This window comes from Streptomyces sp. NPDC001410, assembly GCF_042895235.1.
GTDB lineage: Bacteria > Actinomycetota > Actinomycetes > Streptomycetales > Streptomycetaceae > Streptomyces.
Genome location: NZ_JBIAWE010000002.1, coordinates 116,417 through 129,823, shown reverse-complemented (window position 1 = coordinate 129,823; position 13,407 = coordinate 116,417). Strand labels below are relative to the sequence as shown.

Below are 13,407 nucleotides of genomic sequence, written 5' to 3'. Positions count from 1 at the left end.
AACCCCGTCCGTGCCGCCCTTGGGCCACCCGGACGTGCCGGTCGTACTGCCGCACAGTGAGCGGCATGGAGATCCGACAGTACGACCACTCCGTCCCCGGTACGCCCTTGGTGGGCGAGCCGCCTCCGCCGCGCCGCCCCCGGCGGTGGCTGCGGCGCATGCTGGTCACCGCGTGTGTCTGCGGGGTCGCCACGGGCGTGACCCTGATCCTGCTGCCGGCCGAGCCGCACCACCGGGCCGCACCGGCCGCGCCCGGCCCGCAGGCCCAGGCGCGGGCGCAGGCGCAGACGCTGGCCGCGGTCACCTCCGGGCTGCCGGCCGCGCTGCCGGAGCTGGCGGCGCTGATCGGGCAGCAGGAGAGCCGGGTGCGGGCGCAGCCGCGGGACGCCCGGGCGTGGGCGGTGCTGGGGAGCGCGTACCTGGAGCAGGGGCGGCACAGCGCCGACGCGGCGAACTATCCGAAGGCCGAGCGGGCGCTGCAGACCTCGCTGGAGGTGCGGGGCACGGGCAACGCCCAGGCGCTGGGCGGGCTGGCCGCGCTGGCGAACGCGCGCCGGGACTTCCCGGCGGCCAAGCGGTACGGGGAGCAGGCGCTGAAGCTGGCGCCGAAGCAGTGGACGTCGTACGCACCGCTGATCGAGGCCTACAACGGGCTCGGCGACTACAAGGCGGCCCGCGGCGCCCTGGACAAGCTGATGGGGCTGCGCACCGGCGCGGCCGAGCGGCCCGCGGTGATGGCGCAGGCCTCGGCGGTCTACCGGGACCGGGGCTGGCGCGAGGACGCCGTGGCCCAGCTGACGGACGCGGCGTCGACCGCCCGCACCCCCGCCGAGCAGGCCGCCTATCTGACCGGGGTCGGGCAGCTGGCCTGGGAGCGGGGCGACCGGGAGGACGCGCTGCGGCACTTCCGGGCGGCCGTACGCCTCGACCCGGACCAGCGGGCGGCGCTCGCCGGGCAGGGGCGGGCGCTGGCGGCGCTGGGCCGCACCGACGAGGCGCTCGCCGCGTACCGGGCGGCCCTGGCCAAGCGGGCGGACCCGCAGGTCGCGCTGGAACTCGGCGAGTTGTACGAATCGCTGGGGCAGTTCGGACCGGCCCGGGAGCAGTACGCGCTGCTGCGCGAGCGGGTACGGCAGGCGGCCGCGGGCGGGGTCGACGAGGAGCTGCTGATCGGGCAGTTCGAGGCCGACCACGAGGACCCGGAGGACGCGGTGGCGCGCCTGGAGGAGGAGTGGCAGCGCCAGCCCGGGATCGAGGTGGCCGACGCCCTCGGCTGGGCGCTGCACCGGGCCGGCGACGACGAGGAGGCGCTGGAATACGCCACGACCGCGACGGACAAGACGAAGGGCGGCGGGGTGCGCAGCGCGCTGTACACGTACCACCGGGGCATGATCGAGCGCGAGCTGGACCTGTACGGGCCGGCCCGACGGCACCTGGAGGAGGCGCTGCGGATCAACCCGTACTTCTCGCCGCTGCAGGTCCCGGCGGCACGGGCGGCGTTGCAGGGGCTCGACGAACTGCCGGAGGAGCCCCTGCCCGCCGACCTGTCCTAGGCGCGGTGCGGGTTGCCCGGGTGCGGTGCGGGTTGCCGCGTCACAGGTTGCCGCGCTTGGCCTGCTCGCGCTCGATCGCCTCGAACAGGGCCTTGAAGTTGCCCTTGCCGAAGCCCATCGAGCCGTGCCGCTCGATGAGTTCGAAGAAGACGGTCGGCTTGTCCTGGACCGGCTTGGTGAAGATCTGCAGCAGGTAGCCGTCCTCGTCGCGGTCGGCGAGGATCTTCAGTTCGCGCAGGGTCTCGATCGGCACGCGGGTGTCGCCCACCCACTCGCCGAGGGTGTCGTAGTACGAGTCCGGGGTGTCGAGGAACTGGACTCCGGCCGCGCGCATGGTGCGGACGGTCGCGACGATGTCGTTGGTGTTCAGCGCGATGTGCTGGACGCCGGCACCGCCGTAGAACTCCAGGTACTCGTCGATCTGGGACTTCTTCTTGGCGATCGCGGGCTCGTTGATCGGGAACTTCACCTTGAGGGTGCCGTCCGCGACGACCTTCGACATCAGCGCGCTGTACTCGGTGGCGATGTCGTCGCCCACGAACTCCTTCATGTTCGTGAAGCCCATGACCTTGTTGTAGAAGCCGACCCACTCGTTCATGTGGCCGAGTTCGACGTTGCCGACGCAGTGGTCGATGGCCTGGAAGGTGCGCTGGGCGGGCGGCTCGACGATCGGCGCGGCGGCCGCGAACCCGGGCAGGTACGGGCCGTCGTAGCCGGAGCGGTCGACGAGGGTGTGGCGGGTCTCGCCGTAGGTGGCGATCGAGGCGAGGACGACGGTGCCGTGCTCGTCCTTCAGCTCGTACGGCTCGGCGACCGAGCGGGCGCCGTGCTCGATCGCGTAGGCGTAGGCACGGCGGGCGTCCGGGACCTCGATGGCCAGGTCGATGACGCCGTCGCCGTGCTCGGCCACGTGCCGGGCGAGGAACTCGCCCCAGGCGGTGCTCGCCTTGATCACCGAGGTGAACACGAAGCGGGCGGAGCCGTTCTCGAGCACGTAGCTCGCGGTCTCGCGGCTGCCGTTCTCCGGTCCGGAGTAGGCGACCAGCTTCATGCCGAAGGCGGTGGAGTAGTAGTGCGCCGCCTGCTTGGCGTTGCCCACGGCGAAGACGACCGCGTCCATTCCCTTGACCGGGAAGGGGTCGGCCTGCCGGGCGGTGTCGGGAGTGTGGTGTGTGGTCTGCGTCATGCCGGAAGGGTGGCCCCGCCCTGCAAGGTGCGCAATAGTTTCTTTGTTCACTGGGCAATCTGCTCAGTGGTGTGACCGTTTCTGCAGTCCCTCTGTACAGGATGACCACCCCAGGAGGCGCCGTGGCGATCGATCATCTGGACGGCCGGATCATCGTGCTGCTGGCCCGGGAGCCGCGCATCGGCGTGCTGGAGATGTCCCGGCGGCTGGGGGTCGCCCGAGGGACGGTGCAGGCGCGGCTGGACCGGCTTCAGTCGAATGGAGTGATCCGCGGATTCGGGCCCCAGGTGGACCCGGCGGCCCTCGGCTACCCGGTCACCGCGTTCGCCACGCTGCAGATCCGGCAGGGCCAAGGGCCCGATGTCCGGGCGCACTTGGCGACCGTGCCGGAGGTGCTTGAGCTGCTCACCACCACCGGCAGCGGGGACATGCTGTGCCGCCTGGTGGCCCGCTCGAACGCCGATCTTCAGCGGGTGATCGACCGGGTCGTCGGCTTTGATGGCATCGTCCGGGCCTCCACGGCGATCGTCATGGAGAACCCCGTTCCGCTGCGGATCATCCCGCTGGTGGAGCAGGCGGCCGAGGACAGTCGGGAAGGGACCTAGCCAGCCGACCTGGAGCACCCTTGAGCCTCTGGGAGTACCTGAGCAGCCGCCGCCGGCAACTGCTCACGGACGCCTACGAGCACGCGGGTGCGGTCCTGCTGTGCCTGGTCGTGGCGGCCGCCGTCGGGGGGGGCTCGTCGGGATCGTCACGTACCGCAGCGCGTGGGCGGGGCGGGTCGCGGTCACAGGGCGTCACGGGGCATGAGCACCGCCCGGCGCCCCGGAGGCGAGCACGCGATCCGGTCGACCCGGCGTGTCGGGGGCAGGCGCGGGGCCGGGCTCGCCCGCCGCACTGAGCGCAAGCATGAGGCCGGGCTCACCCGCCGCAACGAGGTCGACCACGAGGCCAGGATCGCCGACCGCAACGAGGGCAAGCGTGAGGCCGGGCTCGCCCGGCACGACGAGGTCGAGCACGAAGCCGGAATCGCCCGCCGCAACGAGGGCGAGTACGAGCCCCGCCTCACCCTCCACCCCGAGAGCGAGCACGCGGCCAGGCACAAGCACAAGGCCGGGCCCACCCCTCGCAACGCGGGCGGACACAAGGCCAGGTGCACCCCCCGCGACGAGGGCAAACGCAAGGCCACGTCCGCCCGCCGCGACGCGGGCGCCGCAGAGCAGAAGGCTCCGTCGTCCCGGCCGGACCAGCCCGCGCGCCGGCTGAGCTGGCGGCGGCTGACCCTGCTGCCCGCGTTCCTGGTCGCCCTGCTGCTCGGTACCTGGCTGTGGTTCCGGCAGGCCGACCTCGACCCCGTCTCCGCGGACGCGCTGTCCGGTGGGCGGGTCTCCGGGGCGCTGTGGCAGCACGTGCGGCTGACGGCGCTCTCGGCCTTGCTCGTCCTGGCCGTCGCGATCCCCCTGGGCGTCCTGCTGACCCGCCGGGCGTTCCTAAGGGTCACCCCGGCGGCGATGACGATCGCCGGCCTGGGCCGGGCAACCCCGGCGATCGGCCTGCTCGCCCTGCTGGTGATCGCGCTCGGTTCGGGCACGAGGGCGGTCCTGATCGGTATCGCCGTCTACGCGGTCCTGCCCGTCCTCGCCCACACAGTCGCGGGCCTGAGGGCCAACGACCCGACCCTGCTGGAGGCGGCCCGCGGCAGAGGCATGTCCCCGCTCGCCGTCCTCACCCGCGTCGAACTCCCCCTCGCCGCCCCGCTGATCCTCGCGGGCGTCCGTACGGCCCTGGTCCTCAACGTCGGTACGGCCACCCTGGCGGCGTTCGGCGGAGGCGGCGGCCTGGGCGTGCTGATCACCACGGGCATCGCCGACCACCGGATGCCGGTGCTGGTGCTCGGCTCGGTCCTCACCCTCGCCCTCGCCCTGCTGGTCGACTGGCTGGCCTCGCTGGCGGAGACGCTGCTGCGGCCGCGCGGACCGGATTCGATGCAAAGAAGTCCTTGCAAAGGACCCTTTGCATAGCTATCTTTGTACGCATGACGGAGCACGAGGAACGCAAGCAGCGTCGGCTGGATCCCCGCTCGCTGCGGGGGCTCGCACACCCGCTGCGGATGCAGCTGCTGGACACGCTGCGCCGGAGCGGACCCGCCACCGCCTCCCAACTGGCGGAGCGGCTCGGCGAGTCCAGCGGCGCGACCAGCTACCACCTGCGCCAGCTCGCCGCCCACGGCTTCGTCGAGGACGCACCCGAGCACGGCAAGGGCCGGGAGCGCTGGTGGCGGGCCGTGGACCAGGGGATCGTCTTCGACGCCGAGGATTTCAAGGGCGTCGGCCCCGAGGTCCGGGGAATGGCCGAGATGTACCTCCACGAGGTCGCGAACACCCACGCCCGCGAGCTGTCCACCTGGCTCAGCACCCGGGACCGCTGGTCCGAGGAGTGGTCCCGCTCCAGCGACATGAGCAATGCGACGTTCCAGCTCACACCCGAGCTGGCCGCCGAACTCGTCGCGAAGATGCACGCCCTGATCAACGACTACCGCAGCCGCGAAACCGACACGGACACGCCCGGTTCCGAGCAAGTACGCATCCACACGCACCTGTTCCCCATCGAGACCGACTGAGACCGACTGAGACGGACTGAGAGGCAACGCCATGCACATCGAGACCCAGCTCGCCCAGCACCGCGCCGCCGACCTCCGCGCCCAGGCCGCCGCCCACCGCCTCGCCACCGAGGCCAAGCCCCCGGTCGAACTGCGCACCCGCGTCGGCTGGACCCTCGTGGAGGTCGGCCTGCGGCTCGCGGCCACCCCCAAGCCGACACCCGCCGTCGCCTAGCAACCCGGGACGTCGCCCAACAGCCCGGGACGTCGCCTAACAGCTCGGAACCGAGCCCTTCCCCTTCTCCAGCGCCACCAGGGAGTCCACCGCGCTCTTGAGCGTGGTCACCGGGACCAGCCGCAGCCCCTCGGGCAGCTCGGCCTTGGCATCGCCGCACTCGGCCTTCGGCACCAGGAAGACGGTGGCCCCGTCCCGCCGGGCGGCCTGCGTCTTCAGGGCCACCCCGCCGACCGCGCCGACCTGCCCGGCGGCGTCGATCGTCCCCGTACCGGCGATGGTGCGGCCCCCCGTGAGGTCGCCGCCGCTGCCGTCGCCGTTCAGCTTGTCGATGATCCCCAGAGTGAACAGCAGCCCCGCGCTGGGCCCGCCCACGTCGGCGAGCTTCAGGTCGACCTTGACCTTGTCGGCGCTCAGGTCCAGGTACTTCAGCGCCGCCCGGGTCGCCGCGTCCTGGGACTGCTGCATCTGCTCCGCGTTGTGCTTCTCGATCTCCTTGACGCTGTTGCCGCTCGGGTAGACCGAGTCGCGGGGCATCACGGCCCGGTCCGTGCGGAACCAGTTGCCGAACACGTCCTTGAGGGACACCCGGGCGTCCGGGCCTGTCGCCTCGATGGTCGTCATCCGCAGCTGCCCGCCGGTCGTCCGGGTCGGCGCGCCGGAGACGGTGATCACCGGGGTGCCCTGGTTCTTCCCGAGCACGTTCGCCGTCATCCCGGGCTGCGCCACCGAGAACGGCAGCGGCGCGAAGACCGCCGTGGCGAGCAGGGCCACGACGGGCACGGCGCAGACGGCGACGGCCTGGGAACGCGTGAGACGTGAGAGCACGTAATCAATCTACGTGACGGCCACCCGCCTCCCCCTGTCTCCTATGCGGCGTACAGGTCCCGGCGCTCCCGGGTGAACCGGCGCAGCGCGTCCGGAAGCGGCTCGACGCCGATGCCGGGCGTGGTCGGCACCGGGAGGTGGCCGTCCGCCAGGACGAACGGTTCGGTGATGTCCTCGGCGAAGTAGCGCGAGGAGGCCGAGGTGTCGCCCGGCAGGGTGAAGCCGGGGAGGGCGGCCAGGGCCAGGTTGGGGGCGCGGCCGATGCCCGTCTCCAGCATCCCGCCGCACCACACCGGGACCCCGTGCGCGTGGGCCACGTCGTGGACCCGGCGGGCCTCCAGGTAGCCGCCGACCCGGGCGGGCTTGACGTTCACCACCCGGCAGGCGTCCATGGCGATCGCGGCGGCGGCGTCCCGGGCGTGGTGCAGGGACTCGTCCAGGCAGACCGGGGTCGCCAGGCGCTTCTGGAGCTGCGCGTGGGCGTGGAGGTTGTTCTCCTCCAGCGGCTCCTCGATCAGCAGCAGCCCGAACTCGTCCAGCCTGCGCAGGTGCTCGGCATCCGCGAGGGTGTAGGCGGTGTTGGCGTCGACCTGGAGGGGCAGCCCGGCGCCGAAGCGCTCGCGGACGGCCCGGACCGGCTCGACGTCCCAGCCGGGCTCGATCTTCAGCTTGATGCGGACGTACCCCTCGGCGAGGTAGCGCTCGACGTCGTCCAGCAGCTCGGGCACGGAGTTCTTGATGCCGACGGAGACCCCGGCGGGCACCCGGTCCCGTACGGCGCCGAGGTAGGTCGCGAGCGGCATGCCGTACGCCCGCAGCTCGGCGTCGAGCACCGCCGTCTCCAGGGCCGCCTTCGCCAGCTCGTGCCCCTTGATCTTCGCCATGGCCGGGGCCAGCGCTGCCGTGGTGAGGTGCGGCAGGGCGGCCACGCGGGGCAGCAGGAAGTCGCGCAGCACGATCTCGGCGCCGGCCACGAACTCGGAGCAGTACAGCGGCTCGGGGTCGGCGGCGAACTCCGACCAGCCCTCGGCCGCGTCCGTGACGACGTGCAGGAGGAAGGTGTCCTTCGTCGTCATCGTGCCGAAGGACGTACGGAAGGGGGTGACCAGCGGGATCGCCACGTGCACGATCTCCACGCGCTCCAGCTTCACGCGGCCGCCTCCGTCCGGGTGAGCGTGTACCAGCCGTCGCGGGACATGCCCGTCGCCCGGAAGCCCTCCGTGAAGGCCTCCAGGAACACCTCGCGCACGGCGTGCCGCCACCGCAGGGCGAGCGCGGGGTCGGCCGCGCGGAGCTTGACGATGTCGCCGGGGACCCGGCACCAGACGTACCGGTCGGCGAGGTCACGTCGGGCGAGCGGACCGCCGTCGGGGGCGGTCCGGGTCACCGGGCCGTGGGCGTCGGTGTCCGTGTCCGTGTCGTACGGCGGTCTCGGCGCCGTCAGATCCCAGGTGACCGTCAGCCGGTCGCTCTCGTCGCCGTCGTTCACGCCGTCCGTCATGGCGCCGTAGAAGTCGACCAGGTACTCCGTGCCGACGGCGCCCAGCTTGACCAGGTTGAAGCGGGCGTTGCGGCCGACCAGCGGGTCGAAGGTCCAGCGCATGGTGCGGGCGCCGAGCCCGACGGCCCAGTCGCGCTGTGCCTGCTTCACGGCGTACCCGAGGCCCCGTTCGGCGGCCGCCACCAGCGAGTACGTGCTGCGCTCCGCCCCGAGCACGGCCACGGCGGCCCCGGCCAGCCGCTGCCCGTCGTACACGGCGTGCACGGCGCCACCGGCGTGCACCAGGCTGTGCAGCACCTCGGCCGGGTAGGGCGGGGCGGTACGGGGGGTGTGCCAGACGTCGCTGAAGTGGTCGGCCACGGCCGCGAGCCCGGCGGCGTCGTGGACCCTGCGGACGGTGACTCCTGTGGTCATGACTCCTGCTGTCATGCGACGAGTCTCGGAGGATGCGCAGAGCCGTGTGTTGTGCGAGCGGCCAAGGGATGCGTACGTTCGTTTCAGCATCAGCCAAGCCGACCCCGCGAGGACTCCCATGGACGCGTGCACCCTCGGCGACCTCCTGGACGTCGTCGGCGGCCCCTCCCTGCACCTGCACACCGCCCCCGCCGGGCAGGGCGTACCGGTCACCGAGGCGTTGCTCCACGACGGCCGGACCCCGCTCCCCCGGCTGCCCGGCGGGCTGCTGCTGGCGGTCGGGGTACCTGCGGCGCAGGCGGGACCCCTGGTGCGGGCCGCGGCGGAGGCCGGGCTGACCGGGGTGGTGGTGCGGGGCCCGGACGGGCCGGTCGGGGAGGCGGAGGCGCACGGTGTGGCACTGCTGTCGGTCGCGGAGGACGCGGCCTGGCACCAGGTGCACCTGCTGCTGGCCTCGGCCATCGGCGCACGGCCCGCCACCGCCTCCGACACCGGCCTCGGTGACCTGTTCGCGCTGGCCGACGCGATCGCGGCGGGGACCGGCGGGGCCACGGCGATCGAGGACCCGCGGCAGCGGATCCTGGCCTACTCGACCGTCCCCGGGCAGCCGGTGGACGAGGACCGGCGGCAGGGCATCCTCGGCCTCCAGGTGCCGCCCAGCGCGGAGAACACCGAGCAGTACCGGCGGCTGTTCGCGGCCGACCGGCCGGTGCGGCTGCCCGCGCTGACCGCCTCGGGCCTGCCCCGGCTCGCGATGCCGGTGCGGGCCGGCGGGGAGACGCTCGGCTCCGTCTGGGTGATCGACGGCGGCTCGCTCGCCCCCGACGCCGAGGACACCCTCGTGCAGGGCGCCTCCACGGCCGCCCTGCTCCTGCTCCGGGCCCGCGCGGCCCGCGAACTGGCCCGGCACCGGGGCAGCGACCTGCTGCGCCGCCTGCTGGAGGGCACGACGGACGCGCCGACGGCCGCCCGGCGGCTCGGTGTCCCGGGCCCGGCCCGGGTGGCCGCGTTCGTGCTGGACTCGGCCGCGAGCGTCCCGGACGCCGAACGGACCGCGCTGCGCCTGCTGGACGTCGTACGCCTGCAGTGCGAGGCGCGCTACGGCCGGCACGCGTGCGTGCTGGTGGACGGGGTGGTGTACGCCGTGCTCCCGGCGCCCGGAGAGCGGCACAGGTCGCTGGCCGAGGACATCGTCGGGCGGGCCGGGCAGGCGCTGCGGGTGCCGGTGCGGGCGGCGCTGGGCGAGGTGGTGCCGGACGCGGCCGGCCTCGCGGACTCCCGGGCGGACGCGGACCTGGTGCTGCGGGTGCTGGACGCGGAGCTGCCCCTCGCCACGGTGGACGAGGTGCGCCCGCGCGTGACCCTGCTGCGGCTGGCCGAAGTGATGGGCGAGCGACGGGAGTTGAGCGCGGGCGCATGGCGGCGGGTGCTGGCGTACGACGCCGCCAACGGCACGGAGTACGCCCGCACGCTGGTGTGCTGGTTCGACGCGGGCTGCGACATGGCGGGCGCGGCCAAGCTCCTCGCCGTGCACCCCAACACCTGCCGCTACCGGCTCAAGCAACTCCAGCAGCACGCCGGGGTCGACCTGGACGACCCCGACGAACGGCTGGTGCTGTGGCTTCAGTTGAGGGCGCTGGCCGGGCTCAGCGGAGCCACCGCCTGAGCCGCTCCTCGCACTGCCGCAGGTGCTCGACGGGCACGTACTCGCCCGCCGTGTGGGCCAGCGAGGGGTCCCCGGGGCCGTAGTTGAACGCGGGCACGCCGAGCGCGGCGAACCGGGCCACGTCCGTCCAGCCGAGCTTGGGCCGGGGCTCGGCGCCGAGCGCGGTGACCAGGTCGCCGACCCGGTCCAGCCGGGGCAGGGCGCCCGCGACGACCTCGGTGACCCGGACCTCGTACTCCGGGAACAGCCCGCGCACGTACGCCTCCGCCTCCTCGGCCGAACGACTGGGCGCAAAACGGCAGTTGACGGTGACGACGCACTCGTCCGGTACGACGTTCCCGACGACCCCGGCGCGCACCGCGACCGCGCTCAGCCCCTCCCGGTACTCCAGCCCGTCCACGACGACCCGCTCGGGCGTGTGCTCGTCGAGCCGCTGGAGCACCCGGGCGGCCTTGTGGGCGGCGTTGACGCCCTGCCAGGCGCGGGCCGTGTGGGCGCGGGCGCCCTTGACGACGATGTCCGCGGTGAGGATGCCCTGGCAGCCGGCCTCGACACCGGCGTCGGAGGGCTCCATGAGGATCGCCAGACCGGCCTGCGCCAGCAGCTCCGGCCGCGCGGCGCCGATCCGGGCGAGCCCGTTGCGCTCCCCCTCGACCTCCTCGCACTCGTAGAAGACGTAGGTGAGGTCGCGGACGGGCTCGGTGACGGTCGCGGCGATCCGCAGCGCCACCGCCACCCCGCCCTTCATGTCGCAGGCACCGAGCCCGTGGACGCGCCCGCCGTCGAGCCGGGAGGGCAGGTTCCCGACGGCGGGGACGGTGTCCAGGTGACCGGCCAGCAGGGCGCGTTCGGGCCGGCCGAGGGTGGTGCGGGCGACGACGGAGTTGCCGACCCGGTCGACGGTGAGGTGGGGCAGGTCACGCAGGGCCGTCTCCACGGCGTCCGCGATCCGCTGCTCCCCTCCGCTCTCGGAGGGCAGGTCGACGAGGGCCCGGGTGAGCGTGACGACGTCGGTGGTGAGATCGAGCGCGGTCATGCGGGGTCCTCGTGCGGTGCGTTGAGCTTGGAGTGCCGGATGCCGTAGAGGCCGTAGATCACGAGCCCGGCCGCCATCCACGCCCCGAAGGCGATCCAGGTGTCGGTGCCCAGGCTGAACAGCATGTAGCCGCAGAAGCCGACGCCGAGCAGGGGTGTGAGGGGCGAGAGCGGGACCCGGAAGGAGCGCGGAGCGCCCGGGCTGCGCCGGCGCAGGATCACGACGGCCAGGTTGACCAGCATGAACGCGAAAAGTGTGCCGATGCTGGTGGCGTCGGCGAGGCTGCCGAGCGGGACGAGGGCGGCGAGTACGGCGATGAAGCCGGAGACGATGACGGTGTTGGCACGCGGCACCCCGGTGCGCGGGTGGACCTTGGCGAAGAGCGGAGGCACCAGCCCGTCCCGGGCCATCGCGAACAGGATGCGGATCTGCCCGTACTGCACGGTGAGCACCACGCTGGTGGTGGCGACGACGGCCCCGATCGACAGCAGGATCGGCCACAGGTTCCCGCCCCCGACGGACCGCACGAGGACCTGGCTCAGGGTCGCCTCGGTCCCCGCGAACTGCTTCCACGGCATGGCGCCGAGCGCGGCGACGGCGACGAGGACGTAGAGCGCGGTGACCAGGACGAGGGAGAGAATGATCGCGCGCGGCAGGTCCCGCTGAGGGTTCCTGGCCTCCTCACCGGCCGTGGAGGCGGCGTCGAAGCCGATGTAGGAGAAGAAGAGGGAGGCGGCCCCTGCGCTCATGCCGGCGGCGCCGAGCGGGAAGAGGGGGTGGAAGTTCCCGGCGCGGAAGGCGGTGAAGGCGACGGCGCAGAACATCACGAGCGCGGCGATCTTGACGCCGACCATGATCGTGTTGGCGACGGCACTCTCCTTGGCCCCGCGCAGCAGGACCACCATCGCGAGTACGACGATGAGGGCGGCCGGGATGTTGAGGGTGCCGCCGAGACCGGGCGGGGCGCTGAGCGAGTCGGGCAGGGTGACACCGAAGGCCAGGTCGAGCAGCTCGTTGACGTACTGCCCCCAGCCCACGGCCACCGCGGCCACGGACACCCCGTACTCGAGGATCAGGCACCAGCCGCACACCCAGGCGACCAGCTCGCCGAGGGTGGCGTAGGCGTAGCTGTACGACGATCCCGACCCGGGGATCATGCCGGCCAGCTCGGCGTAGGAGAGCGCCGAGAACAGGGCGGTGACTCCGGCGAGCACGAAGGACACGACGATCGCGGGACCGGCCTCCGGCACGGCCTCCCCGAGCACGACGAAGATCCCGGTACCGAGCGTGGCCCCCACGCTGAGCAGCGTGAGCTGGGCGACTCCCATGGTCCGCTTGAGCGGACTGGCAGCGGCCTCACCTACGAGCGTGCCCACGGCTTGCCGCCGCGTGAGCCTGCTCTTCCCTGTCTGTTCCTCGGCCCGTGGCCTGGTCCCGACTCTCTCCACCGTGCCGCTCCCTCCGCATTGGGGCTTGTATGGCCCTTGATGATGCGGAGGGGGGTCCGGCAGGAGGTGAGGGGAACGGCCAAAGCTTAAGGGGACGGATTGGAGCGACGGCCAAAGCATCCGTGCGTACGGCGCCCTGGCAGCTAGCGGTGCGCATAGCAAGGGGCGCGGGGAACTGCGCGACCAGCCCCCACGCACCGGCACTCGAAAACGGACGCCCCCCGCGGCTAGCGCAACGCTTCCGCGACTTCCCGCGCCGCGTCGACCACCCGCGGCCCCACCCTCTCCGGGACGGAGTCCGCGAGCATCACCACACCCACACTGCCCTCGACACCCGTCACACCGACGAGCGGCGCGGCGGCCCCGCTGGCACCGGCCTCCAGTTCGCCGTGCGTCAGCGTGTACCCGGGATCGGCGGACGGCGACTGGCGCGCGGAGAGAATCGCCTTGCCGGCGGCTCCCCGGTCCAGCGGATGCCGGAAACCGGCGCGGTAGGCCACGTGATAGTCCGTCCACGACGGCTCGACCACGGCGACGGCCAGCGCCTCCGTCCCGTCCACCAGCGTCAGGTGCGCCGTCGCCCCGATGTCCTCGGCGAGCGAGCGCAGTGCGGGCAGCGCGGCCTCCCGGACCAGCGGGTGCACCTGCCGGCCGAGCCGCAGCACCCCGAGCCCGACCCGGGCTCGCCCGCCCAGATCACGGCGTACGAGCGCGTGCTGCTCCAGAGTGGCGAGCAACCGGTACACCACGGTCCGGTTCACGCCCAGTTTGTTGGAAAGCTCGGTGACGGTCAGGCCATGGTCCGTGTCGGCCAGCAACTTGAGGACACGTAGTCCCCGGTCGAGCGTCTGGGATGTCTCCGCGGTCACGACGCCCACTCCTTCGGCGGTGAGGTCGGCAACCTCTGAGCGGCAGATGCGTGACCGAGTCCCGTCGGCGAC

12 protein-coding genes and 1 pseudogene are annotated in these 13,407 nt (G+C 73.0%); 6 read left to right on the top strand and 7 right to left on the bottom strand.

Annotation, left to right across the window (positions count from 1 at the left end; translation table 11 throughout):
- Positions 1-65 precede the first annotated feature (65 nt).
- On the top strand, positions 66-1,553 hold the full coding sequence (locus tag ACFY3C_RS04070; RefSeq protein WP_390769616.1) for a tetratricopeptide repeat protein: 1,488 nt from the start codon (positions 66-68) through the stop codon (positions 1,551-1,553).
- A gap of 40 nt (positions 1,554-1,593) precedes the next feature.
- On the opposite strand, the gene hppD is transcribed toward ACFY3C_RS04070, so the two are convergent.
- Positions 1,594-2,739 (bottom strand): 4-hydroxyphenylpyruvate dioxygenase, encoded by a 1,146-nt coding sequence (gene hppD / locus ACFY3C_RS04065; protein WP_390769615.1) that lies wholly within the window; start codon positions 2,737-2,739, stop codon positions 1,594-1,596.
- 122 nt (positions 2,740-2,861) lie between these two features.
- Between hppD and ACFY3C_RS04060 the strand changes: the two genes are divergently transcribed.
- From ACFY3C_RS04060 to ACFY3C_RS04045, 4 genes and pseudogenes are all read left to right on the top strand, one after another.
- Entirely contained in the window at positions 2,862-3,344 is a 483-nt protein-coding gene (locus ACFY3C_RS04060) for an Lrp/AsnC family transcriptional regulator (RefSeq protein WP_179851671.1), read from the top strand.
- A gap of 642 nt (positions 3,345-3,986) precedes the next feature.
- Positions 3,987-4,760, top strand: a pseudogene (locus ACFY3C_RS04055) (ABC transporter permease); the annotation flags it as partial.
- Positions 4,761-4,774: 14 nt separating this feature from the next.
- Positions 4,775-5,359: an ArsR/SmtB family transcription factor gene (locus ACFY3C_RS04050; protein WP_390769614.1), complete on the top strand. Its 585-nt coding sequence runs from the start codon at positions 4,775-4,777 to the stop codon at positions 5,357-5,359.
- A gap of 31 nt (positions 5,360-5,390) precedes the next feature.
- Positions 5,391-5,573: a hypothetical protein gene (locus tag ACFY3C_RS04045; RefSeq protein WP_386580903.1), complete on the top strand. Its 183-nt coding sequence runs from the start codon at positions 5,391-5,393 to the stop codon at positions 5,571-5,573.
- A 36-nt stretch (positions 5,574-5,609) separates the two neighbouring features.
- Here ACFY3C_RS04045 and ACFY3C_RS04040 read toward each other — a convergent pair whose 3' ends face one another.
- From ACFY3C_RS04040 to ACFY3C_RS04030, 3 genes are read right to left on the bottom strand one after another with little or no spacing between them, the layout of a single operon-like run.
- Positions 5,610-6,401, bottom strand: coding sequence for a S16 family serine protease (locus tag ACFY3C_RS04040; RefSeq protein WP_390769613.1), 792 nt, complete (start codon positions 6,399-6,401; stop codon positions 5,610-5,612).
- A 41-nt stretch (positions 6,402-6,442) separates the two neighbouring features.
- A complete protein-coding gene (menC, locus tag ACFY3C_RS04035; protein WP_386580899.1) occupies positions 6,443-7,552 on the bottom strand; it encodes an o-succinylbenzoate synthase in 1,110 nt (369 codons plus the stop codon).
- The gene (locus tag ACFY3C_RS04030) at positions 7,549-8,316 is read right to left on the bottom strand and encodes a chorismate synthase (protein WP_390769612.1); all 768 of its coding nucleotides are present in this window, start codon (positions 8,314-8,316) and stop codon (positions 7,549-7,551) included. The genes menC and ACFY3C_RS04030 overlap by 4 nt, the downstream gene beginning before the upstream one ends.
- Before the next feature lie 118 nt (positions 8,317-8,434).
- Between ACFY3C_RS04030 and ACFY3C_RS04025 the strand changes: the two genes are divergently transcribed.
- On the top strand, positions 8,435-9,982 hold the full coding sequence (locus tag ACFY3C_RS04025; RefSeq protein WP_390769611.1) for a PucR family transcriptional regulator: 1,548 nt from the start codon (positions 8,435-8,437) through the stop codon (positions 9,980-9,982).
- On the opposite strand, the gene dapE is transcribed toward ACFY3C_RS04025, so the two are convergent.
- From dapE to ACFY3C_RS04010, 3 genes are all read right to left on the bottom strand, one after another.
- Positions 9,963-11,018, bottom strand: coding sequence for a succinyl-diaminopimelate desuccinylase (gene dapE / locus ACFY3C_RS04020; RefSeq protein WP_390769610.1), 1,056 nt, complete (start codon positions 11,016-11,018; stop codon positions 9,963-9,965). The genes ACFY3C_RS04025 and dapE overlap by 20 nt on opposite strands.
- A complete protein-coding gene (locus ACFY3C_RS04015) occupies positions 11,015-12,466 on the bottom strand; it encodes an amino acid permease (RefSeq protein ID WP_386580892.1) in 1,452 nt (483 codons plus the stop codon). Before ACFY3C_RS04015 ends, dapE begins: the two co-directional genes overlap by 4 nt.
- Positions 12,467-12,693: 227 nt before the next feature.
- Entirely contained in the window at positions 12,694-13,335 is a 642-nt protein-coding gene (locus ACFY3C_RS04010; RefSeq protein WP_386580891.1) for an IclR family transcriptional regulator, read from the bottom strand.
- Between the last annotated feature and the right edge of the window lie 72 nt (positions 13,336-13,407).

Excerpts from the sequence above, each read along its gene's own strand:
- hppD (WP_390769615.1), bottom strand. The coding sequence starts at position 2,739 with ATGACGCAGACCACACACCACACTCCCGACACCGCCCGGCAGGCCGAC.
- ACFY3C_RS04030 (WP_390769612.1), bottom strand. The coding sequence starts at position 8,316 with ATGACCACAGGAGTCACCGTCCGCAGGGTCCACGACGCCGCCGGGCTC.
- ACFY3C_RS04050 (WP_390769614.1), top strand. The coding sequence starts at position 4,775 with ATGACGGAGCACGAGGAACGCAAGCAGCGTCGGCTGGATCCCCGCTCG.
- ACFY3C_RS04070 (WP_390769616.1), top strand. The coding sequence starts at position 66 with ATGGAGATCCGACAGTACGACCACTCCGTCCCCGGTACGCCCTTGGTG.
- ACFY3C_RS04025 (WP_390769611.1), top strand. The coding sequence starts at position 8,435 with ATGGACGCGTGCACCCTCGGCGACCTCCTGGACGTCGTCGGCGGCCCC.
- ACFY3C_RS04045 (WP_386580903.1), top strand. The coding sequence starts at position 5,391 with ATGCACATCGAGACCCAGCTCGCCCAGCACCGCGCCGCCGACCTCCGC.
- dapE (WP_390769610.1), bottom strand. The coding sequence starts at position 11,018 with ATGACCGCGCTCGATCTCACCACCGACGTCGTCACGCTCACCCGGGCC.